Source organism: Ramlibacter sp. (assembly GCF_041916345.1).
GTDB lineage: Bacteria > Pseudomonadota > Gammaproteobacteria > Burkholderiales > Burkholderiaceae_C > Ramlibacter.
Genome location: NZ_JAYRZR010000019.1, coordinates 25,966 through 48,534, shown reverse-complemented (window position 1 = coordinate 48,534; position 22,569 = coordinate 25,966). Strand labels below are relative to the sequence as shown.

14 protein-coding genes are annotated in these 22,569 nt (G+C 71.6%); 5 read left to right on the top strand and 9 right to left on the bottom strand.

Translation table 11 applies throughout. From position 1 onward, the window contains the following. Window positions 1-62 precede the first annotated feature (62 nt). The gene (locus tag ACE3T5_RS07795) at window positions 63-1,556 is read left to right on the top strand and encodes an FAD-linked oxidase C-terminal domain-containing protein (protein ID WP_374666192.1); all 1,494 of its coding nucleotides are present in this window, start codon (window positions 63-65) and stop codon (window positions 1,554-1,556) included. A gap of 68 nt (window positions 1,557-1,624) precedes the next feature. On the opposite strand, the gene ACE3T5_RS07790 is transcribed toward ACE3T5_RS07795, so the two are convergent. Both ACE3T5_RS07790 and ACE3T5_RS07785 read right to left on the bottom strand, forming a co-directional pair. Then, on the bottom strand, window positions 1,625-7,216 hold the full coding sequence (locus ACE3T5_RS07790; protein WP_374666190.1) for a beta strand repeat-containing protein: 5,592 nt from the start codon (window positions 7,214-7,216) through the stop codon (window positions 1,625-1,627). 120 nt (window positions 7,217-7,336) lie between these two features. Continuing rightward, on the bottom strand, window positions 7,337-12,220 hold the full coding sequence (locus ACE3T5_RS07785; RefSeq protein ID WP_374666188.1) for a beta strand repeat-containing protein: 4,884 nt from the start codon (window positions 12,218-12,220) through the stop codon (window positions 7,337-7,339). A 431-nt stretch (window positions 12,221-12,651) separates the two neighbouring features. Here ACE3T5_RS07785 and ACE3T5_RS07780 point away from each other — a divergent pair, with 431 nt between their 5' ends. Continuing rightward, window positions 12,652-13,596, top strand: coding sequence for a GlcNAc-transferase family protein (locus ACE3T5_RS07780; protein ID WP_374666186.1), 945 nt, complete (start codon window positions 12,652-12,654; stop codon window positions 13,594-13,596). Window positions 13,597-13,611: 15 nt separating this feature from the next. Here the strand turns inward: ACE3T5_RS07780 and ACE3T5_RS07775 are convergent, their stop codons facing one another. The 3 genes from ACE3T5_RS07775 to tsaB are packed head-to-tail and all read right to left on the bottom strand — an operon-like array spanning window position 13,612 to window position 15,604. Next, the gene (locus tag ACE3T5_RS07775) at window positions 13,612-14,433 is read right to left on the bottom strand and encodes a uracil-DNA glycosylase family protein (protein ID WP_374666212.1); all 822 of its coding nucleotides are present in this window, start codon (window positions 14,431-14,433) and stop codon (window positions 13,612-13,614) included. 2 nt (window positions 14,434-14,435) lie between these two features. Beyond that, window positions 14,436-14,900, bottom strand: a complete 465-nt coding sequence (gene rimI, locus ACE3T5_RS07770; protein WP_374666184.1) for a ribosomal protein S18-alanine N-acetyltransferase — start codon at window positions 14,898-14,900, stop codon at window positions 14,436-14,438. Further along, complete coding sequence (gene tsaB / locus ACE3T5_RS07765; protein WP_374666210.1) at window positions 14,897-15,604, bottom strand: tRNA (adenosine(37)-N6)-threonylcarbamoyltransferase complex dimerization subunit type 1 TsaB; 708 nt, start codon at window positions 15,602-15,604, stop codon at window positions 14,897-14,899. The genes rimI and tsaB overlap by 4 nt, the downstream gene beginning before the upstream one ends. 48 nt (window positions 15,605-15,652) lie before the next feature. Between tsaB and dacB the strand changes: the two genes are divergently transcribed. From dacB to ACE3T5_RS07750, 3 genes are all read left to right on the top strand, one after another. Further along, a complete protein-coding gene (gene dacB, locus ACE3T5_RS07760) occupies window positions 15,653-17,038 on the top strand; it encodes a D-alanyl-D-alanine carboxypeptidase/D-alanyl-D-alanine-endopeptidase (RefSeq protein WP_374666182.1) in 1,386 nt (461 codons plus the stop codon). 8 nt (window positions 17,039-17,046) lie between these two features. Then, on the top strand, window positions 17,047-17,322 hold the full coding sequence (locus tag ACE3T5_RS07755; RefSeq protein WP_374666180.1) for a SemiSWEET transporter: 276 nt from the start codon (window positions 17,047-17,049) through the stop codon (window positions 17,320-17,322). Between the two features lie 115 nt (window positions 17,323-17,437). Further along, window positions 17,438-18,745: an alpha/beta hydrolase family protein gene (locus ACE3T5_RS07750; RefSeq protein ID WP_374666208.1), complete on the top strand. Its 1,308-nt coding sequence runs from the start codon at window positions 17,438-17,440 to the stop codon at window positions 18,743-18,745. Between the two features lie 90 nt (window positions 18,746-18,835). Here ACE3T5_RS07750 and ACE3T5_RS07745 read toward each other — a convergent pair whose 3' ends face one another. The 4 genes from ACE3T5_RS07745 to purE are packed head-to-tail and all read right to left on the bottom strand — an operon-like array spanning window position 18,836 to window position 22,536. Then, window positions 18,836-19,789, bottom strand: a complete 954-nt coding sequence (locus ACE3T5_RS07745; protein ID WP_374666178.1) for an SGNH/GDSL hydrolase family protein — start codon at window positions 19,787-19,789, stop codon at window positions 18,836-18,838. 60 nt (window positions 19,790-19,849) lie between these two features. Then, entirely contained in the window at window positions 19,850-20,839 is a 990-nt protein-coding gene (locus ACE3T5_RS07740; protein ID WP_374666176.1) for an L-threonylcarbamoyladenylate synthase, read from the bottom strand. 6 nt (window positions 20,840-20,845) lie between these two features. Beyond that, on the bottom strand, window positions 20,846-22,045 hold the full coding sequence (locus tag ACE3T5_RS07735; RefSeq protein WP_374666174.1) for a 5-(carboxyamino)imidazole ribonucleotide synthase: 1,200 nt from the start codon (window positions 22,043-22,045) through the stop codon (window positions 20,846-20,848). After that, on the bottom strand, window positions 22,042-22,536 hold the full coding sequence (gene purE, locus ACE3T5_RS07730; protein ID WP_374666172.1) for a 5-(carboxyamino)imidazole ribonucleotide mutase: 495 nt from the start codon (window positions 22,534-22,536) through the stop codon (window positions 22,042-22,044). The genes ACE3T5_RS07735 and purE overlap by 4 nt, the downstream gene beginning before the upstream one ends. Window positions 22,537-22,569: the final 33 nt, after the last annotated feature.

The window sequence follows — 22,569 nt, the reverse complement described above, 5'->3', positions numbered from 1 at the left end:
GTGAAAAGCGTTCATCCGCCGGCCACGCACGAGTGGCCCCGAGCGTGCCATCATCCCGGACCATGAACGCCCCGCTCGAACCCGCCGTGGCCCGACGCGCCGAGAGACAGGCGCAGGTGGTCAGCGCCCTCAAGCCCGTGCTGCCCGCGCACGCCCTGATCTGGCAGCCCGAGGACACCACGCCCTATGAGTGCGATGGCCTCACCGCCTACCGGCAGCGGCCGCTGGTGGTGGCACTGCCCGAGACCGAGGCGCAGGTGCAGGCGGTGCTGAAAGCCTGCCACGGCATCGGCGTGCCGGTGGTCGCGCGGGGTGCGGGCACCGGCCTCTCGGGTGGCGCGCTGCCCCACGCGGACGGCGTCACGCTGTCGCTGGCACGCTTCAACCGCATCCTGAAGCTCGATCCGGTGGCGCGCACGGCGCTCGTGCAGTGCGGCGTGCGCAACCTCGCCATCAGCGAGGCGGCCGCGCCGCACGGCCTTTACTACGCACCGGATCCCTCCAGCCAGATCGCCTGCACCATCGGCGGCAACGTGGCCGAGAACTCCGGCGGCGTGCACTGCCTGAAGTACGGGCTGACGCTGCACAACGTGCTCAAGGTGCGCGGCTACACCGCGGACGGCGAGCCCCTCACCATCGGCGGCGACGCACTCGACGCCCCCGGCCTGGACCTGCTGCCGCTGGTGGTGGGCAGTGAAGGCATGCTGGCCGTCGCCCTGGAGGTGACGGTGAAGCTGGTGCCGCGCCCGCAGCTCGCCCGGTGCATCATGGCCAGCTTCGACGACGTGCGCCGCGCGGGTGACGCGGTGGCGGCCGTCATCGCCGCCGGCATCATCCCCGCCGGGCTGGAGATGATGGACAAGCCCATGACGGCCGCGGTGGAGGACTTCGTGCACGCCGGCTACGACCTCACCGCCGAGGCCATCCTGCTGTGCGAGAGCGATGGCACGCCGGAAGAAGTGGAAGAGGAGATCGGCCGCATGAGCGAGGTGCTGCGCGCGGCCGGCGCCACGGCCATCGCGGTGAGCCGCGACGAGGCCGAGCGGCTGCGCTTCTGGAGCGGGCGCAAGAACGCCTTCCCTGCCTCCGGCCGCATCAGCCCGGACTACATGTGCATGGACTCCACCATCCCGCGCAAGCGCCTCGCGGACATCCTGCTGGCGATCCAGGAGATGGAGAAGAAGTACGGCCTGCGCTGCGCCAACGTCTTCCACGCCGGCGACGGCAACCTGCACCCGCTGATCCTGTTCGATGCCAACGACCCCGACCAGCTGCACCGATGCGAGCTGTTCGGCGCCGACATCCTGGAGACCAGCGTGGCCATGGGCGGCACGGTGACGGGCGAGCACGGCGTGGGCATCGAGAAGCTCAACTCGATGTGCGTGCAATTCAGCGCCGAGGAGCGCGAGCAGCTGTTCGGCGTGAAGCGCGCCTTCGACCCGCAGGGCGTGCTGAACCCGGGCAAGGTCATTCCCACGCTGCAGCGCTGCGCCGAGTACGGGAAGATGCTGGTGCGCGGCGGGCAGCTCGCCCACCCGGAGCTGCCGCGGTTCTGATCCGGCCCTGATGCGGCATGCACCCTGCCGTTCGGCGGGGCGCATGCCGAGGGTTCGTCAGGCGCGCTTCACTGCGAGGGCTTGCACTGCGTGCCGGTGACGACGATGTCGTCCTTGCCGATGCCGTCCTTCTTTTTCTTGTCGTCGTCTTCCTGCTTGGTCGCCTCCTGGACGAACAGCTTGGCGAAGGTCACGACCTGGTTGTCCACCTGCTGGATGGACTCCACCACCTCAGGCGCCGAGACAGGCGGCTGCGAGGGTGCCGGGGTGGGCGCCGGCGCCGGTGAAGGCGAAGGTGCCGGAGGCGGCGGTGGTGGCGGCGGCGGTTCCGGTGCGGGTGCCGGCGCGGGCGGGGGCGGTGCAGGCACGGGCGCCGGCGCGGGGGGGGGGGGGCGCGGCGGCGCGGGCGAAGGCGCCGGCGTTGGGGCTGGCGCCGGCACGGGGGCCGGCGGTGGCGGAGGCGGCGGCACCGGCGCGTTGACCGTCGCGACAATGGAGCCGAGCGCGATCGTCATGCCAACCACGTTGCCAGGGTTCAGGACTGGCGTGTCACCCGTGGTTGTGCCCGTGAGCAGCGTGTAGTTCGCGTTCGGCGGCTGCACGATGGCGTTGGCCACCACGTTGCTGGTCTGCGGCGCCACGGGGAAGCTGGTGTTGCCAGTGACCGAGATCGAGTCGTTGGACGCCCCGTTGAAGTCGAAGTGCAGCGTGGCGCCGTTCAGCACGTCGAGGTTGCCGCCGACGGTCATGCTCCCCACGCCACCGATGCCCCCCGGCGCGAGCGTACCGGCGAGCACCACGTCGGTCGGGGCAGAGATGACGCCCGTGGCGCCGACCGTGCCCCCCCCCGAACCCAATGTGGCGGATGAGAAGCCAGCGGCCCACGACAGGCCGCCGCCTGTGATCGTGGCGTTGCGCAGATCGAGCACGGCGCCGGGGCCAGGGTTGCTGAAGCTGGCCGAACCTGCGGTGATGTCGTGCACGAGCAATGAGGGCCCGGTGCTCACCAGGTAGACGCCCCCCGCGCTGGGTGCAAGGATCTTCATGCCCCCCGGCGCCGTCACGGGCAAGGGTGTCGCCGGCGCGCCGATGCCACCGGTCGTCGAGGCGAGGTACATCGTGCCGCCGCTGGTGGCCCCGCTACCGGTGCTGACAATGGACCCTGCCTCGATCGAGACGCCTGCGGTGCCGAAGGTCAGGCCGGTGGCGGTGCTGCCGGCATTGGCCTGGGCCAAGTGGAGTGCGCCTGCCCCCTTGTAGCTGACCGTCCCGTTGGCATCCAGCTGCAGGCTCGTCGTGCCCGTGTTGGCATTGACGATCGAGATGTTGCCGCCACTGGTGGCGAGCGCCGACAGGCCAGTCATGCTGTTGCCAGGCTCGTTGAGCACCACGCTCTGGCCAACGCCCGGCGACAGCGTGACCGCGCCGCCCACGAGCGGGCTGCCCGCGAGCTGGGTGATGCCGCCGGCGCCAGACAACAGGCTGATCGACGCGGTCGAACCCCCTGCGGCATTGATGCCGGAGACCACATCCACCGCACCGATGGTGATGGGCCCCATGTTCGCCATCTGGAACAGGGTGGTGGCATTGCCGCTGATCGCGCCGATGCTGTTGTTGGTGGCCATCAGGCTCACCGAGCCGGCATCGGCGTTCAGGCCGGCCACGCTCAGGCCCGAGGTGGGCACCTGGGTGATGGAAGCGGAACTGGCCTGGATCAGGCTCAGCTGAGGTGCGGCGATGCCCATCGGGGTGCCACTCTCCAGCGTGATGCCGCCACTCATGTCGCTGCGGCCGACCACGATGACGCCGGCCGTGATGTTGTTCAGCTCGGTGGACGTGAGGTTCAGCCGGCCCGTCTCGACCATGCCTCCCAGCGCAATGGGGCGCGTGAGCGTCTTGGGCAGGATCACCGCGCGCTTGGCGCCCGCATTGACAGTGCCCGCCAGGTCCATCGAGTCGGCCGTGAGCATGACGCCGTCCATGCCCGCGCTGGCCGTGGCGTTGACGGCGGCGCCAGAGACGAGAAGGATGCCGGGCATCGGCTCAGGGGCAGGCGCTGTCGTGCGCGCCTCGAGGTTGGCCATGCCGGCGGTCGCGGTGACCGTCGTCGCGGTCAGGTTCAGGTCACCGTTTTCGGCCGTCAGGATGACACCGTTGGCGCCCGTGAGCGTCTGGTTCACGAGCACGAGCGCAGGCGAGCCGGAACCCAGCGAGGTGCGCCCGCCAATATCGAGCGTGCCGCCGCTGACCGAGCCGGCCACGCTGCCCATCACCAGGCCATACGAGGCGGAGCCGCTCTCGCCCTTGATCTCCACCGATCCGGCGCCGGCGGCAATGGTCGTGCCATCCAGATACACGCCCTCGGCCGTCAGGGTGGGACTGCCGCCATGGATGACGACGTTGCCACCACCGGTGAGCAGGGAGGTGGTCCCACCGATGATCCGCTGGCTGCTGGTCATGTTCAGCGTGCCACCGCCTGTGTTCAGCCCAAACGATTGCAGGTCGATACCGGTGGAGCCGCCCGATGTGCCCGTCACGCTCACATTGCCCGCGCCGGTGCGCGTGAGGCTGGCATAGGACAGCTCGACGCCTGGGCCGCTGGTGCCGGTCCCCATGATCGAGAGCGGCCCGCTGCCCGTCACGGTCGTGCTGTACAACGTGACACCCGCCGCCAGCGAACCCAGCGACACGTTTTCGCCGGTGACCGTGGCGCCACTGGAGGACGAGATCGTCACCGGGCCGTAGAGGTTGACGCCATGGCCGCCATCGCTGCGGCCCATGATGTTCACGCCACCGCCACTGGAGGCAATGGTGCTCGAATCGATCGCCACGCCTTCATAGCCGAAGGGAGGGGCGAGCGTTGCACCGCCACCGACGTTGATGTTGCCGGCAGCCTGCAGGCTGCTGAAGGTCAGGTAGACGCCGCCTTGCGGCGCACTGACGGTGACCGGGCCTGCACTGCTGGAGACGGAGACGCCGTCGAGCACGATGTCACCCTGGACGCCCGTCAGGCTCACCCCATCGGTGCCATTGAGCGTCTCATCGTAGAGGTCGATGGCCGTGCAGCCGCACACCGAGTTGCCGGTGATGTTGATGTTCTTCGCGGTGTAGGTCAACCCACCGGTATACCCGTCGATGTAGACGGCGGGTCCCGCCCCGTTGGTGGTGCCGCTGATCGACAACGTGCCGTTCGGCGCGATGCCGTCGGACTGGTAGAGGGAGACCGCCGTCCCCGTGTAGGTGGGACCACCCCCGGTGATGGTGATGTTGCCCCCGGTGCTGCCGAAGGTGGCGTTGTCGCCATCCACGCCGCTCGGCCGTGCGCCGCCATTGCCGGCGCCGATGATCAGGTTTCCGGAGCCGGCCTGCAGGTGCGAGTAGCTGACCTGCACGCCGATGCCCGACGGGGTGTCGGTCAGGCCCTGCACGTTGATGGTGCTGCCGCTGATCATCGAGCCACTGCCGATGTTCACGGCCGTGCCCGTGGCCGTGTCGCCCGAGATGGCGACAGTGCCCGCTGGCGCACTGATGGTCGCCGTCAGCAGCTGCACCGGGGTGGTCCCGTTGTACGTGGGCCCGCCGCCGGTGATGGTGACGTTGCTGGCGGTGCTGCTGATGGATGAGCTCGCCACGTAGACGCCGGACTTCACGCCCGAGAGGTCACCCGTCAGGCTGACGCTTCCACCCCCGGCCTGCAGCGTGGAGCCGCCGCCGACATACACACCCGGCAGGCTGGTGCCATAGGTGGTGCCGACGATGGGGATCGAGTTGCCGATGAGCGTGGCGCCATTGAGGTGCACGCCCTTGTAGTCCTGCGAGAAGCCGGTCAGGCTGATGGTGCCGGCGGTGCCGGCGTTGATGGTCGTGCCGAGCACCTCGACACCCGCGCCTGTCACGTAGGGGATGCCGAACACCTGCACGTTGCCGCCGCTGGTGGAGATCGGATGCTGGATGACCACGTTGCTCTGGTTGGCCGCCAGCGTGACGCTTCCGCCCGCCGTGGTGATCGGGCCGGGATGGATCATCTGCGTGGGCGAGGCCACGGTCGACATGGTGACGATGCCGGCGCCGCTGGTGCGCACGCCCACGCCATTCATGTTGATGCCGGCGCCGCTCGGGCCATTGGTTTCCAGCTGGAACGAGGCCCCTGCGAACAGCGTGATCTCGTTGCCCGTGAACGTGCCCGAGGTGGTGATGCTGTTGGACGCCTGCAGGAAGACGTTGGCGGCCACGCCCTCGAGTTCGGATTCGTAGACGGTGGTCAGCGGATCCGCCGCGAAGACGGAGCCGGCCGATCCCACCGAGCTGCCCATGAAGGTGCCCGTGCCGTCGGACGCGCTGTCGCCCGTGCCACCCTGGATGACGATGTCCGTCGGGTCCAGCAGCAGATTGCCTATGCGGCCCTTGGGCGCCGACAGGTCGGCCGTCCCGCGGAACTGCAGATCGCCCTTGCCGGAGACTTCGGCCTTGCCGCCGTTGCCGCCTTGCGCGCCGCCGCGCGCCTGGATCGCGCCCGCGAACTGCGTGCTGCCATCGGCCCACACGACCACCGTGCCGCCATCGCCCTGATCGCCCGCATTGGCCTTGAGCTGGGCGCCCGCCTCCACCGTGGTGGTCTGAGCATTGGTGACGCGGGCATCCTGGCCCTGCCAGCCGCCGCCCACCAGGATCTCGCCGCCGCCGCGGGCGCCACTCGCCTCGATCACGGCGCCGCTGCGCAGCATGACCTTGCTGGCCGTGGCCTGGATCTGGCCGCCCAGCTCACCGCGCGTGGCGGACACCGAGCCATCGATCTCCGCCAGCTCGCCGCCCTTCAGCACCACCTTGCCGCCGTCGACCGATGCGGCGCTGGCGCTGATCAGGCCCGAGTGCTTCAGCGTGCCGGCGAAGATGCCCACCGCGTCGCCCTTCAACTGCCCCAGGTTCACCGCCTCGCCGCCCGCGGCCACCTCCAGCCGGATGCCCTCCAGGCCCCGGCCCGTGATCTCCACCTTCTGCCCCGCCGCCAGCACCGTGGCGCCGCCTTCGCTGCGGATCACCGCCTCCGCGCCCGTCTGCACGTTCGGCGCGATCAGCACCACATCCCCCGAGCGCGCCACGATCTGACCGGCCACGCTCAGCGCACCGCCGCCGCCCTCACCGAACAGCAGCCGCCCGGCCAGTGCATCGGCATCGCTCATCTTCAGCGTGGAGGCCGTGAAGCCCGCGGTGTCCACCACCGCGCCCGCCCCCACGGCGATGCCCGCCGGGTTCACCAGCACCAGCCGGCCGTTGGAGCTCAAGGTGCCGAAGATCGCCGACGGGTCGTTGCCCACCACCCGGTTGATCGAGGTGCTGGTCGCGTTGGGTTGCGCGAAGTGCGTGACGCTGCCGCCCGGCACCGAGAAGCTCTGCCAGTTGATGGCCGAGTGGTTCGTGCCCGCGCCGTTGCCGGTGGTCACCAGCAGGTTGGCGCCGCTGCGCTGCAGGCTGGCCGTGCCGTGGATGGCCTGCGCGCCCGCGGGCTGCGCCCACGCCTGCGGCAGCCAGCCGCTGAAGGCCGCCGCCACGGCCAGCGCGGCGCCGGCGGGCCGGAAGCCGGCCGCCGCCGGCGAAGGCGCTGGGGTCGTGCGGCCGCGGAGTTGCGTCTGGCTGGTGCTGCTGCGAATCGTCTTCTTCATGGTCCCTGCCATCGTGTCATGCACGCATAGGGGGCCGCGCGAACGGCCCGACGCCGCAACCCGGTGCGGATTGCGGCAGATGGATCAATCCCCCGTGCGGCCGACGGCAAGGCAACTGCATCAGTTGCCCCCCGATGGCCGGCACTGGGTGTCGGTCAGGACGATGTCGTCCTTGCCCTTCTTCTTTTCATCCTCTTCCTCCTGGCGGCTTGCCTCCTGGACGAAGAGTTGCGCGAACAGCACCACCTGGTTGTCCACCTGCTGCTGAGCCGGGGCCTGGGCAGGCGGCGATGGAGCCGGCGTTGGCGCGGGCGTTGGCGCCGGCGTGGGGGCCGGACTCGGCGCAGGCGGAGGCGGCGGTGGCGGCTCGGGAGCCGGCACCGGTGGGGCGGGCGACGGCGGCGCCGGACTGGGCGGCGCCGGGCTCGGCGGTGCGGGCGTGGGGGCGGGCGTCGGGGCTGGAGGCTCCGGGGCCGGGGCCGGCGCGGCCGGCGGCGGATACGGCGCGTTCGCCGTGAGGACCAAGCCGGTCCCGGTGAACGACACGTCGAACTGCGAGACGTTCAAGGTCGGCAGCACGGTGGCATCCAGCGTACCCGCCTGGATCATGTTGAGCGCATTGCCGGTAGCCAGGGTGGCCCCGGAGAGGTAGTTGATCGCGATCGAGCCACCGGTGACGGCGGTGCCCGTGACGCTGAGCACGTCGAAGCCGCTGTTGTTGGCCACGTCGACCGCCAGCACCGAGCCGGGCTCACTGACGAAGCCACCGTTGATGGTGAGGGTGCCCACGGTGCCGGCGCCGCCCGGTTGCACCGTGCCCGAGTTGCTGATGCCCCCCGCTCCGCCATCCACCAGGATGGTGCCCGTTCCGGTCAGGACGCCGCCTGCAGCATTGCTGAACGTGGTGCCGCCGAAGGCGAGCGCCGCCCGCTCCAGCGGGCCGCCACCAGGCCCGACCTCCAGCGTGGACCCTGTGCCTACACGGACGGTGCCGTTGTTGGTGAGGAAACCTGGCGCGACCAGCGTGGCGCCGGCCTGAACGTCGATCAGGCCCTGGTTCAGGGTGACGGTGGCGTAGACGGGCGCCGCCTGCGCATTGAGCGTACCGCCGGCAAGGTTCTCCACCGGCATGGGGTACTGGGAATCCCCGAGATAGGCACCCGCCCCCTGCAGGTTGACCACGCCGCTGTTGCGGAACACGCCGACGCCATAGGAGTAGACACCCGCGTTCGCGGCGACGTTGACGGTGCCCGTGTTCGTCCAGATGGCATCGAGCTCCACATCGCCCGCCACGTTCACCGTGCTACCGGCCGTGCTCAGGATGCCCGTGGCACCGTCCGCGGCGTACGCCAGCGTGTCCCCGTTGAGGCCGCCCCAGCCGCCCGCAGCGCCCAGGCTGGGGGAATTCATCGTGACCGTGCCGCCCACGGCACTGATGGTGATCTGCCCGCCCGCGCCGCCCGCGCCGCCGAGGCCGGTGCCGACGCCGGCACCGCCGTCACCGCCATGCGCGCCCAGGCTCACGTTGTTCAGCACCACGTTGCCCGCGGTGGCCGTGAGCGTGATGGATCCGCCATTCCCGCCTTTGCCACTCTTGCCAGCGGTGTTGGCGCTGCGGCCGATGCCGCCGTCGGCAATGACTTCGATGTAGTCCGGCAGCGTGAGATCGCCCGTGCTGGTACGCGTGATCTGGATCACGCCGCCATTGCCGCCATCACCGCCCGGCCCCTCCGTGACCGGATACGCACCCCAGCCACCTTCCACGCTGAAGCCGCCGTACACCCCCAGGCTGCCGCCAAAGCTGACCTGGATCGATCCGCCGTTGCCACCGCTGGCACCCAGACTGGCGCCGTCACTGCCCTCCGCGGAGAACCAGGAGCCGGTCAGGTCCTGGGCCGCGTTGATCTGGATCACCCCGCCGTTGCCGCCGGGTGAGCCATTGCCGCCATCGACCTCGACGCCACCCGCGCCCAGCGACACGCTGCCCCCGCTGGAAGCCAGCGTCACCGCACCGCCTTGCCCGCCAGGCCCGGCGGTGGAATCACCACCGCGTGCGTTGGCTGCGTTGCCATAGCCCAGGAAGGTGATGGGGCCGGACGCGTTGACTCTGATCGCGCCGCCGTTGCCACCCGAGCCCACACCCGTGTTGCTGTCACCGCCATGGGCCTCCAGCCAGCCGAGCGTGGCAGAACCCCCAGGCGTCTGCACCTGGATCGAACCGCCCGGCCCACCCGAGACGCCGGAGCCACCGGGCACCGAGATGTAGGCACTGGAGCCGAGCACCACGTTGCCGGCGGTGCTGTTGAGGATGATGTTGCCGCCCGAACCGCCGGACGGAGACCCGACCGACGACGCATAGGCCGTGCCGCCATAGGCGCTGAGGTAGAGCTCGCTGCTGGCGCCGGTGATGTCACGATGGGCCGAAATCTGCAGGACGCCACCCGAGCCGCCATTGCCGGACGCGATGCTGGCGCCCGCATAGGCATCGCCACCCGAGACGTCGATGTCGCCGACGACCACGTTGCCCTTGCCCACGGCCGCGCCCGGCGCGGAAATCGTGACGGCGCCGCCGCTGCCGCCGGCACCCATGGTGTAGCCGCTGCCGCCATGGGCGTTGATGGAGCCGATGCTGACGTTACCGCCACTGCTGGTGACATGGACCGACCCGCCGGCCAGGGCCGTGCTGCCGTCGTAGGAGGAGGTGCCGTAGGTGTTGAGGGAGCCTGCGACCACGTCGCCCGCGGCCATGATCTGGATGTTGCCGCTCGCCAGCGGCGCGTAGGACCCGTTGGACGAGGCAGAGCCGATCGACACGTTGCCGGTGGAGGCGGTGAGCTGGATGGTGCCGTTGACGGTGCCGCCGGACCACAGGCTGGCCGAGCCCAGGATGGACCCCCCCGCGGTGACCGAGATGGGCGCGTGATAGGCGTAGATGGAGGAGGTGCCCAGGTCCACGTCGCCACTGGTGGCCGTGATGCTGATGCCCCCGTTGCCATACACCGACGCAAAACCACTGAGGACAACGTCCTTCGCAGCCTGCAGCGTGGCCAGCCCGCTTGAGCTGAGGTAGGTGCTCAGGTACAGGCTGGAACCCGCGCCCAGCGCGCGCAATGTCAACGGCATGCCGCTGGAAGAGGAGACACTGGCGTTGATGGTGAGGTCGCCGCTGGTGGTGTCGATCTGCAGCGAGCCGTTGCTGTAGACCCCGCCGAAGCTGCCGAAACCGTCGCTCACGCTGCCGACGGTGAGCGCCGATGTGTTCTTGAACTGGAAGGTGCCGGCAATCTGGGGTGCGTAGCCTGCGAGCACGCCCACGGCGTTGTCGCCCGGCAGCTGCACGCTGCCGTTGTCGGCGCTGACATTCAGCGTCGTGGCGCGGATGTGGTTGCCCGCCCCTTGCGTGATGTTGCCGTTCGCCGTGAACAGGTGCACCTGGCCGCTGGCCACGCCGGCGCTCGCGGCGTTGATGTTGCCGCTCAGGAAGATGCCGTTGTCGGCCTGCAGGCCCAGGGTGGTGGGCGCGCTCCAGCTCACGTCGGACTGCAGCGTGATCTGACCGCCGCCGGGCGCGGTGCTCGAAGGCGACGACGTGGTGGTGACCAGCACATGGCCCAGTTCGAGCTGGGCGGCCAGGTCACTTGCGTTGACGGTGGCCACGTCGGCACCGCCGCCGAACATGCCGACCGAACTGGCGGTGTTGGTGGCGCCCGAGTTGATGAAGATGTCGTTCGGGTCCAGCAGCAACGTGCCGGCCTTGCCGTGGGGCGCACGCAGGTCCGTACGGCCCGTGTACTGCAGGTACTGCCGGCCGGAGACCTCGGCAAAGCCGCCATCGCCGCCCTGCGGACCGCCACGTGCCGAAATCTGACCGTGCATGCGGGTGGCCTCGTCAGACCAGACGATGACGCGGCCGCCGTCCCCGCTGGCGGTGGCATCCGCCGCGATGCGCGCCTGCGCGTCCACGTAGGTTCGCGCCGCATTCGGCACGGCGGCATTGGCGCCCTGGTAGTCGCCACCCACTCGGACCTGGCCGCCACCGGCGGCGCCGCTCGCGTCCAGCGAGGCGCCAGCCAGCAGGCCGACACGCTGGCCCAGCACATCGATCTGGCCACCCTTGTCGCCGCGGCTGGCCACGACGCCGCCGCCCACGAGGGCATCGCCCTGTGCCCTGAGCACCACCTTGCCGCCGTCGACCGTGGCGGCGCTGGCGCTGATCAGGCCCGAGTGCTTCAGCGTGCCGGCGAAGATGCCCACCGCGTCGCCCTTCAACTGCCCCAGGTTCACCGCCTCGCCACCCGCGGCCACCTCCAGCCGGATACCCTCCAGGCCCCGGCCCGTGATCTCCACCTTCTGGCCCGCCGCCAGCACCGTGGCGCCGCCTTCGCTGCGGATCACCGCCTCCGCGCCCGTCTGCACGTTCGGCGCGATCAGCACCACATCACCCGAGCGCGCCACGATCTGACCGGCCACGCTCAGCGCGCCGCCGCCGCCGCCCTCGCCGAACAGCAGCCGCCCGGCCAGCGCATCGGCCTCACTCATCTTCAGCGTGGAGGCCGTGAAGCCCGCGGTGTCCACCACCGCGCCCGCCCCCACGGCGATGCCCGCCGGGTTCACCAGGACCAGCCGGCCGTTGGAGCTCAAGGTGCCGAAGATGGCCGACGGGTCGTTGCCCACCACCCGGTTGATCGAAGTGCTGGTCGCGTTGGGTTGCGCGAAGTGCGTGACGCTGCCGCCCGGCACCGAGAAGCTCTGCCAGTTGATCGCCGAGTGGTTGGTGCCTGCGCCATTGCCGGTGGTCACCAGCAGGTTGGCACCGTTGCGCTGCAGCGCAGCCGTGCCGTGGATGGCCTGCGCCCCCGCGGGCTGCGCCCACGCCTGCGGCAGCCAGCCGCTGAAGGCCGCCGCCACGGCCAGGGCCATGGCTGCCGGCCGGAAACCGGCAACGGCAGGGCTGTTGGCCGGCCGGCACGGGGTGCCGTCGGCAAGGATGGGTTGCTTGATCATGGCCGGTCCCCAGGGACGCTGTCCACGCAGGCCGACAGACGCGCCTGCGCCCAGGGTTGCGGCGTCGATCCGCAGCCCCTGCGACCATCATAGTCCCTGGCACGTGACGCAAGCGCGCCCCTCCGGCCCGTCAGGGCCGGAAAGATGCTGCCTGCGAAGATGACCCCGGTCGGGGAGGTGTTCAACATGCTCGTATCCAGGGAAACGTGAGGGCGTGGCGCCATGGCGCCGACCCGGAGGCTCCATGGCCCCCGATTGAAGGTAGCACACCCCCTATCGCGCCGCAACGAATCGCGGCCGCCGCCGGGCACCGGCGGGCTACCCGTGTGACCGTGCTGCGTCAAATGTCACGGCCCGGTTGCGCGGGCGTGCGTGGCGCGCTTGCTAACATGCCGTGAAATCGTTCCGGCGGGTCGCCGGGCATGGGCTTCATGCGCATCTTCGTCAGCATCGCCTCCTACTGCGATCCCGTCCTGGACTTCACCTTGCGGCAGGCCGCCGCCATGGCCGATGATCCACGCCGGTTGCACTTCGGCGTGGTCGACCAGTCGCCCGCCGGCCAGCCCCGGCTGCTGGCGCCCGGCCGCGGGGCGCGGCTCAGCCAGGTGCGCATCGACCCGGTGGACGCCCGGGGGCCCTGCTGGGCGCGTGCCATCGCCATGAGCCTGCACGACGGCGAGGATTGGTTCCTGCAGATCGACTCGCACACCGACTTCGACCCGGGCTGGGATGCGACCCTGGTGCGACAGGCCCGGGCACTGGGCGCCCCCGAGCGCGGCCTGGTGATTTCCTCCTATCCCAACGCCTTCAGCTTCGAGAACGGCCTGGTGGTGCGGCGGCCCACGACGCAAGGCGTGCTGGCCCACGTGGTCAAGCCGGGGGCGGCCTTCGAGGCGGAGCACCCGGTGCTGGGGTTCGAGGCGCATCCGGTGGAGACCGACGCGCCGCTGGCCGGCTTCCACCTCGGCGCCGGCTGCCTGTTCGCGCCCGGCACGTTCGTGCAGGCCTTCCCCTATGACCCGTGGCTGTATTTCCACGGCGAGGAGCAGGCCCTGGCCCTGCGCCTGTTCACCCACGGCTGGGACATCGTCCATGTGCCCGGCCTGCCGCTGCACCACCTGTACAACAACGCGGCCTCGGGTGCGCCGCCGCGCCCCCTGCACTGGGACGCCGAGGTGGACCGGCAGCGCGACACGGACTGGTGGACGCTGGAGCGGCGTTCGCGCCAGCGACTCGCCGCGCTGGTCAGTGGCCAGCCGCTGGGCGCCTACGGCCTGGGGACGGTGCGCACGCTGGCGGACTACGCCGCCTTCAGCGGCATCGACTACACCGCTCGCACGCTGGCGCCCCAGGCCTTCCGGCCGCGGGCGGGCTGACCGGGCGCCGCGTGCTCAGCCCGGCGGCGCCTCGGCGTCATGCACCGATCGGGCCAGGCACAGGTCAGCCCAGGCCTTGGCCTTGTCGGGCAGGTTGCGCAGCAGGTAGGCCGGGTGGTAGGTCACCACCACCGGCACGCCCTGGTAGTGGTGCACGCGGCCGCGCAGGCGGCCGATCGGCTCGGTGGTCTGCAGCAGCGACTGCACCGCGAAGCGGCCCATGGCGAGGATGATGCGGGGGCGCAGCAGATCGACCTGGCGTCGCAGGTAGGGCTCGCACTGCGCCACCTCCTGCGGCTCTGGGTTGCGGTTGCCGGGCGGGCGGCACTTGAGCACGTTGGCGATGTAGACGCTGCGCTGGCGGTCCAGGCCCAGCGCGGCGAGCATGTTGTCCAGCAGGCGACCGGCCTGGCCCACGAAGGGCTCGCCCTGCAGGTCCTCCTGCTCGCCCGGCGCCTCGCCCACCACCATCCAGCGGGCGTCGAGCGGGCCGACGCCGAACACCGTGCTGCGCCGGCTGGCGCAGAGGCCGCAGGCCTGGCAGCCCGCCACCGCCTGGGCCAGGCTCGGCCAGTCCATGGTGGCGATGCCCTCGGGCCGGTGGCCGGGCGCGGCGGTGGGCGCCATGCGGGCGACGACCGGTTCAGCCGCCGCGCGCGGCACCACCACGCGTGGCACGGCAGGTGGCGGGGCAGGTTGAGCGGCCGCGCGGGCGGCCGGGGCCGGGGCCGACACAGGCGCTGGGGCTTCGACCGCGGGCGTGCCGGCGCGAGGCAGCCAGGCCAGCCGGATCCCCATTTCCTCCAGCATCGCCCGCTGGCGATCATCGAGCTGCAGGGTCACAGCCGCAGGCTCATCACGATGGCATCCTCGCGCCCATGGTCGGCCGGGTAGTAGGCACGCCGTTCGCCGACGCGCCGGAACCCGTAGCGCAGGTACACCTGCTGGGCGCGCTGGTTGCTGGTGCGCACCTCCAGCCACAGCCACTGGGCCGACTGGCCGCGCGACCACTGCGCGAGCGCGTCGAGCATCACGCGGCCCCAGCCCTGCCCCTGGTACGGCGGCGCGACCGTGATGTTGAGCAGGTGGACCTCGTCCACGCCCTTCATGGCGACGAAGTAGCCCAGCAGCGTGGGGCCGGCGCACAGCATCTGGGCCTGGTAGCCGGAGCGGATGGAGTCGGCGAAGTTGCCGCGCGTCCAGGGGTGCGCGTACGCCTCGCGCTCGACCGCCATCACGGCGTCGAGCTGCGCTTCCGTCATGGGCTCGAAGCCGGCCTCCAGGGTCTTGAAGACTGCGCTCATCGGTCGGGTGCGTTCGCGCGCGCCGGGACGGCACGCGCCTGTTCGCGATCGGCGGTAGTTTGGGCCACCTTGTCGCGGATGTAGAGCGGCAGCGCATCGGCGGCGGCCACGGCCTGACCAGCGGCAAGGGCTGCGGGGGCCAGGCGCAACAGGGCGGTCGCGGCGGGCAGGACCTCCACGCGCGGCACGCCGGGGGGCAGCCGGTCACCCAGCGCCGCGAAGGCATTGCCCGCGAGCACCTCGCCCGGCTCGGCGGCCACCGCCTCCGGCGCGCCCAGCCAGGGCGGCTGCAGCACGCGCCAAGCTCCGCCCTCGTGGGCGTAGCGGGCGGCATAGACCTCGCCCATGCGCGCGTCGAGCAGCGCCACGATGCGCCCGCCGGCGCCCTGGGCGCGGGCCTCCTCGGCCACCGCCAGCAGGGTGTCCAGGGCCAGCAGCGGACGGTCGGCGCCGAAGGCCAGGCCCTGGGCCACGGCACAGGCCGTGCGCAGGCCGGTGAACGACCCCGGCCCGCGACCGAAGGCGATGGCGTCGAGGGCGCGCAGGGACAGGCCGGCCTGCGCCAGCAGCGCCTCGATGCACGGGATCAGCGTGGCCGAGGCGTGGGCGCCGCCGGGCGCGACATGGCACAGCGGCGCACCGGCGCCGGCCTGCAGGGCCACGGAGAGCGTCTCCGTGCTGGTGTCGAAGGCGAGCAGGTTCAAAGGGGCGGGCGGCAAAGCCGGCATTATCGGCGCCGCCATAATCCGCCCATGCCGCGCCGGATCCGACTCGCCTGGGGCCTGCTCGCGCTGGCGGCCGGCCTGGCCGCGGCCGACCCGCTGCCACCCGAGGTCGAGGCCGCCCTCACCCGCAGCCGCCTGCCGCGCGATGCGATCACGGTGCTGGTGGCGCCGGTGGGCGGTGCGCCCCGGCTCGCCCACCGCGCGGACGTGCCGGTGAACCCGGCCTCGCTCGCCAAGCTGACCACCACCTTCGCCGCCCTCGAGCTGCTAGGCCCGGCCTTCACCTGGCAGACGCCGGTGTACGTGGACGGCCCGGTGCAAGGCGGCATGCTGCGCGGCAACCTGTACCTCAAGGGCCAGGGCGACCCGAAGCTGGTGACCGAGCGGCTGTGGCTGCTGCTGCGGCGGGTGCAGGCGCTGGGCATCCGGCAGATCACGGGCGACATCGTGCTGGACCGCTCGGCGTTCGAGCTGCCCGCGCACGACCCGGCCGCCTTCGACGGCGAGCCGCTGCGACCGCAGAACGCCGGGCCCGATGCCCTGCTGGTGAACTACAAGTCGGTGCTGCTGACGTTCACGCCCGAGGCCGGCACCGCCCGGCTGCAGGTGGAGCCCCCGCTGGCGGGCGTGCAGTGGCCGGCGACCGTACCGGTGGCGGCCGGCGAGTGCGCCGACTGGCGCGCGGCGCTGCGCCTGGACGTGGCCGACCCGGCCCGCCCCCGCTTCGACGGCGCCTATCCGGCCGGCTGCGGCGCGCAGACCTGGCCGCTCGCCTTCGCCGAGCCGGCGAGCTACGCCGCGCGCGCGGTGGCCGGCCTGTGGCGAGAGGCCGGCGGCCAGCTCAGCGGGCAGGTGCGGGACGGCCGCGTGCCGCCCGGCCTGAAGCCACTGCTCGAATGGCCCTCGCCGCCGCTCGCCGACGTGGTGCGCGACATCAACAAGTTCAGCAACAACGTGATGGCGCAGCAGGTGTTCCTGAGCCTCGGGCTGCAGCAGCGCGGGCGTGGCACGCCGGAAGCGGCGCGCGAGGCGGTGCGCACCTGGTGGCGTGACCGCATCGGCGGCGAACCGCCCGCCATGGACAACGGCTCCGGCCTGTCACGCAGCGAACGCGCCACGGCCCGCCAGCTTGCCGATCTGCTGCAGGCCGCCTGGGGGTCGGCGCTGATGCCGGACCTGGCCGCCTCGCTGCCCCTGGCGGGCGTGGACGGCACCCTGCGCCGGGCCCGCCGCACCAGCGGGCTGGCCCACCTGAAGACCGGCAGCCTGCGCGACGTGGCCGGGGTGGCCGGCTACGTGCATGGCGCCTCGGGCCGCCGCTATGTGCTGGTGGCCGTCGCCAACCATCCGCAGGCCGTCGCCTTCCGCGGCGTCATCGACGCCCTGGTCGAATGGACGGCCCGCGAACCCTGAGATCCCCCATGCCCTCCGCGACCGAATTCATCGGCTACCTCGCCGCCTGCCTGACCACCGCCAGCTTCGTGCCCCAGGCCTGGCTGACCTTCCGCACGCGCGACGTGAGCGGCATCTCGCTGGGCATGTACGGCGCATTCACGGCCGGCGTCGCCCTGTGGCTGGCCTACGGGCTGCTGCTCGGGGCCTGGCCGGTGGTCGTCGCCAACGCCATCACCCTGGCGCTCGCCTGCACCATCCTGGGCATGAAGCTGCGCTACGGCCGCACGCGCGGCGTCACCTGAGCGACGCAGCACGGGTAAACCCCGGGGCACGACCCCGTGGCGGCTGGCCGTCGGGTCGCTACCATGCATGCGACCCCTCGTCAGGGGCTCATCCATACCCGGAGACAACACGATGATGCAAAGAAGGCTCATGCTGACCGCCGTGGCGGCGGCAGCCCTGGTGGCCGCCTGCGGCGGCGGCGACGACGAATGGCGCGGCACCCTGCTGGAGACGCCCGCGACCGTCACCACCCTGACCGCGGCCACCATCAACGCCGGCACGCAGAGCAGCGGCCTGCAGGCCCTGTCGGGCACCGCCAAGTGCGACGTGAAGGTGGTGGCGCTGAACTACCGCACCCCTGGCGCCAAGGGCGAGGAAAGCAACTCCTCCGGCGTGCTGCTGGTGCCGGCCGGCACCTGCGCCGGTCAGGCCGCCCCGCTGGTGGCCTATGCCAAGGGCACCGACGTGCAGAAGCCGCGCACCCTGGCCAACCCGCAGGACGGCGAGACGTTCCTGCTGGCGGCCATGTACGCCGCCCAGGGTTACGCCGTGGTCGCGCCCGACTACCTGGGCTTCGCCAAGTCGGCCCACAGCTACCACCCCTACCTGCACGCCGACAGCGAGGCCACGACCATGGTCGACGCGATCCGCGCGGCGCGCAATGCGGCCACCACGGCCGGCGCCACGCTGAGCGGCAAGGTCATGGTCACCGGCTACTCGCAGGGCGGCCACTCGTCGATGGCTGCGCACCGCGCCATCGAGCGTGACCACGCAGGCGAGATCAACCTCGTCGCCGGCGCGCACCTGGCGGGCCCGTACAACCTGTCGGGCTCGTTCAAGCTGCCCGACGCGATCGCGGGCTACCAGTTCTTCGTGCCCTACCTGGTGACGAGCTGGCAGAAGGTCTACGGCAACCTCTACACCACCGCCAGCGAGGTGTTCAAGGCGCCCTACGCCAGCTACATCGAGAACCTGCTGCCCAGCCCGACGCTGAACTACACCACCCTGGTGACCTCGGGCCAGCTGCCCGGCGGCCCGACGGTGACGCCCAACCAGGCGCGTGATGCGGTCTTCCAGTCGGCCTACCTCACCGCGGCGCAGACCAACGACAACCATCCGCTGGCGCAGGCGGCCAAGCGCAACGACCTGCTGGGCTGGAATCCGAAGGCCGCCACGCTGCTGTGCGGCGGCGCCGGTGACCCGACCGTCCCGCCGGCCGTTCACATGAACGTGGCCAAGGCCGACTTCGCGAGCCGCAACCTCACGAACGTGACCACGGTGGACGTCGACGCCCAGGTCCAGGCCGTGTACGGCGTGGGCGGCAAGGCCCCGACCGATCCGACCAGTGCCGCCTTCGCCACCTACTATGGCAACTACCACGGCACCTACGAGCCGCCGTTCTGCCATGTCGCGGCCCGCGCGACCTTCGACAAGGTGAAGTGATGGCCTGAACCTGGCACCGCCAGGTTCATCGCCCCGAAGCAAAAGGGCCGGCAGATGCCGGCCCTTTTGCTGGTGCGGGCTTGCCCTGGCCTACCAGCGCTCGCGGATGCGGTTGTAGGCGTAGTCGCCCAGCAGGCGATGCCCCACCGGCGTGATGTGGATGCGGTCGGCGAACAGGTAGCTGTTGTAGTCCGCGCCGGTCACGATGGTGCTGGGCGTGCACAGGCGAGAGTTGACCTGGCCGGTGCCGGTGCCGATGCCCGCGCCCGCGTCGACGGAGGAACAGGCAGGCACCTTGGCCTCGCTCAGGGCATAGGCTGCCGGCGTGCCGGTGACGAGGTTGAGATACAGCGCCGCGTCGATGTACAGCACGTTGGCGCCCAGGTCGACGATGCTGACCAGCAGCTGCTCGTTGAAGCGGCTGGAGGCCTCCTGCAGCAGCGACTCCTGCTTGGTGGCGATCGCCCAGGGCGAGCGGCCCAGGTTGTACGTGCCCATCACCACCACGTGGGTGGCACCGGCCTGCACGAGGCGGCGAACCTGCGCGGCCAGGTCGCGCCCGGCCTGCCCCACGGCCGTGAGCATCTGTTCGCGCGTCTTCGCGCCGGTGATGGCGGCCTGGCCCTCGACCGTGACGTCGGCCAGGCCGGCCCCCACGATCACCAGGTCGCCGGCGGTGAAGCTGCGGCTGGCCAGGAAGGTATCGATCTGCTCGGTGATCGTGAGCGTGGCGGTGCCGCCGCCGGCATCCGGCTTGGCCGTGACGCGCGCGAGACCGGTGGCATAGGACAGGCCGCCGGCCGACACCGGCTCGATCTTCTGCGCGAAGGCCAGGCCCACCACCTGCGTCCAGTTGGCGACGGTGGAGTCGTTGACGGTGTACTTCGCGCCGGACTGCCCGGCGTCGGCAAAGGCATCGCCGAAGGCCACCACGCGGGTGGGCTGCAGGCGTGATTCGATGGTGCCGGAACCGCAGGCCGCCAGGGCCAGCAGGCCGCACACGGCGGCCAGCCGCGTGCCGAGCCGCATCCAGGAAGTCAGCATGAACGTCCTCTCGGGAGAAACGGGTAGTTTAACGAGCGCGGGCCGGGGCGATGCCGCCGCTCAGGCCGCGGCGGCGCGGCGCAGGCGATCCCGCACGCCATCCCATTCGGGGTCATCGGGCGGCGCCTCCACCCAGATCAGGCGAACACCGGCCTCGTCGAACTCACGCAGTACGGCGAACAGCTGGCGCGCGGTCTCGGCGGCGTCATCCGGCATGCGGCGCAGACGGCAGGCCCGGTTGCGAACCGGCGTGCGGGCATAGACGGCAATCGTGGCGGCATCGTTGCCCAGCACGTCGAGCGCGGTGCGCAGGCTGCGGCCATCCATGAGGCGCACCTTCGCGTTCGGCGCATAGTGCGCCTCCAGCGTGCCGGACGCGCGCGGGTCGGGCGCCGCCATCTCGCCGGGCAGGCGCAGCGGCTCGCCCGCGGCCTGCTCGATGCGCTCCCGTGTGAGCACGCCCGGGCGCAGCAGCACCGGCATGCCGCGCGTGCAATCCACGATGGCGGATTCGATGCCCACCTGGCAGGCGCCGCCATCGAGCACCAGCAAGGTGTCGCCGAACTCCTGCGCCACATGGGCCGCGGTGGTCGGGCTCACGCGGCCGAAGCGGTTGGCGCTGGGCCCGGCCAGGCCCGCCACCGGCGGCTGATGACGGGCACAGGCGGTGAGCAGCGCATGCGCGACGGGGTGCGCCGGACAGCGCAGGCCGATCGAGTCCTGCCCGCCGGCGGACGCGCTGGCGACGCCCGGCCGGCGCGGCAGGATCAGGGTGAGCGGCCCGGGCCAGAAGGCCGCCATGAGCCGCTGCGCGACCGGGGGAACGGCCGCGGCGAAGTGCGTCACCGCCGCGGCATCCGCCACGTGCACGATGAGCGGGTGGTCGCTCGGCCGGCCCTTGGCCGCGAAGATGCCGGCGACGGCGGCATCGCTGCCCGCGTCGGCCCCGAGGCCGTAGACCGTCTCGGTCGGGAAGGCCACGAGGCCGCCAGCGGCCAGGGCCTGCACGGCCTGGTCGATGGCAGCCGGGGCCTGGCCGTCGAGGATCATGGCGCTTCAGAAAGGCGCGATGCCCAGCCGGTCCGCCGCGCGCAGCGCGGTGGCGCGGACCTGCGCCACGCTGGCGCCGGTGACGGTGAGGTGGCCCATCTTGCGGCCCGGGCGGGCGCTGGCCTTGCCGTACAGGTGCAGATGCGTCCCCGGCAGCGCGAGCACGGAGGCCCAGTCGGGCGTGACGGCCTCGCTGCCGGCACGGAACCACAGGTCGCCCAGCAGGTTGAGCATGATGGCCGGGCTGTGCTGGCGTGGCGCCACCAGCGGCAGGCCCGCGAGCGTGCGCACCTGCAGTTCGAACTGGGACACGTCGGCGCCCTCGATGCTCCAGTGGCCGCTGTTGTGCGGCCGCGGCGCCATCTCGTTGACGACCAGCCGGCCGTCCTTGAGCCCGAAGAATTCCACGCACAGCACGCCGACGTAGCCCAGGCCCTCGGCGATCGCGCGCGTGGCTTCGATGGCCTGCGCCGCGGTGGACGCCGGCACCGCATCCTCGAACACCTCGGTCACGGCCAGGATGCCCTCGCGGTGCAGGTTGCGCTGCACGGGCAGATGCACCATGGCGCCATCCGCACCACGGGCCACCACGACCGAGCACTCGAAGGCCAGCGGCAGCATCTGCTCCAGCACGCAAGGGGCACGGCCCAGGCCAGCCCACGCGACGGCCAGCGCGGCGCGGTCCGCCACGCGCGCCTGACCCTTGCCGTCGTAGCCGAGGCGCGCCGTCTTCAGGATGCCGGGCAGCAGCGCATCCGGCACGGCGGCGAGCTGCGCCTCGGTCTCGATCACCGCATACGGCGCGCAAGGCACGCCGCAGCGGGTGAAGTGCGCCTTCTCCCGCGCGCGATCCTGCGCGATGGCCAGCGCTGCGGCGCCGGGCGCGACGAAGCGCTCCCGCGCGAGCCGATCCATGGCCGCGGCAGGCACGTTCTCGAACTCGGTGGTGATGGCCGCGCTCTCGGCAGCGAGCCGCGCGAGACCTTTCTCGTCCAGGTAGTCGGTCGCCACGTGCACGTGGCTCACGCGGCCGGCCGGGCTGGTGGCATCCGGATCCAGCACCGCGGTGAAGTAACCCATGCGCTGCGCCGCGTGCACGAACATCCGGCCGAGCTGGCCGCCGCCCATGACGCCGAGCGTGGCGCCCGGCAGCAGGGGCTTGGGGGGCGGGGCGACAACCGCCGATGAAGTCAGGCCCGCACTCATGCCACTGGCGGCAGCGCCATGGCGCGCGCGGCCTCGGTCTGGCGGGCCCGGAAGGCATCGAGCTTCGCACGCAGGGCGGCGTCATCCACGGCCAGCATCGCCACCGCGAACAGGGCGGCGTTGGCCGCGCCGGCCGTGCCGATGGCGAAGGTGGCGACGGGGATGCCCTTGGGCATCTGCACGATGCTGTGCAGCGAATCCACGCCCTGCAGGTGGCGGCTGGCCACCGGCACGCCGAGCACCGGCACCGTGGTCTTGGCGGCCAGCATGCCCGGCAGATGGGCGGCGCCACCGGCGCCGGCGATGATGGCGCGCAGGCCCCGGCCGGCGGCGGCCTCGGCGTAGGCGAACATGTCGTCCGGCATGCGGTGGGCCGAGACCACGCGGGCCTCGTGGGCGATGCCGAATTCCTGGAGAATCTGCACTGCGTGCTGCAGGGTTTCCCAGTCGCTGCTGGACCCCATCACCACGCCGATCTGGACTGAGCTCAAAGACGCGCTCCCAAAGATTGAATTCTACGGTTT

Bases quoted from the DNA above. Each gene is read 5' to 3' on its own strand.
- ACE3T5_RS07780 (WP_374666186.1), top strand. From the start codon at position 12,652: ATGCGCATCTTCGTCAGCATCGCCTCCTACTGCGATCCCGTCCTGGAC.
- rimI (WP_374666184.1), bottom strand. From the start codon at position 14,900: ATGAGCGCAGTCTTCAAGACCCTGGAGGCCGGCTTCGAGCCCATGACG.
- ACE3T5_RS07755 (WP_374666180.1), top strand. From the start codon at position 17,047: ATGCCCTCCGCGACCGAATTCATCGGCTACCTCGCCGCCTGCCTGACC.
- ACE3T5_RS07795 (WP_374666192.1), top strand. From the start codon at position 63: ATGAACGCCCCGCTCGAACCCGCCGTGGCCCGACGCGCCGAGAGACAG.
- ACE3T5_RS07740 (WP_374666176.1), bottom strand. From the start codon at position 20,839: ATGATCCTCGACGGCCAGGCCCCGGCTGCCATCGACCAGGCCGTGCAG.
- dacB (WP_374666182.1), top strand. From the start codon at position 15,653: ATGCCGCGCCGGATCCGACTCGCCTGGGGCCTGCTCGCGCTGGCGGCC.
- ACE3T5_RS07745 (WP_374666178.1), bottom strand. From the start codon at position 19,789: ATGCTGACTTCCTGGATGCGGCTCGGCACGCGGCTGGCCGCCGTGTGC.
- ACE3T5_RS07785 (WP_374666188.1), bottom strand. From the start codon at position 12,220: ATGATCAAGCAACCCATCCTTGCCGACGGCACCCCGTGCCGGCCGGCC.
- ACE3T5_RS07750 (WP_374666208.1), top strand. From the start codon at position 17,438: ATGCAAAGAAGGCTCATGCTGACCGCCGTGGCGGCGGCAGCCCTGGTG.
- ACE3T5_RS07790 (WP_374666190.1), bottom strand. From the start codon at position 7,216: ATGAAGAAGACGATTCGCAGCAGCACCAGCCAGACGCAACTCCGCGGC.
- ACE3T5_RS07735 (WP_374666174.1), bottom strand. From the start codon at position 22,045: ATGAGTGCGGGCCTGACTTCATCGGCGGTTGTCGCCCCGCCCCCCAAG.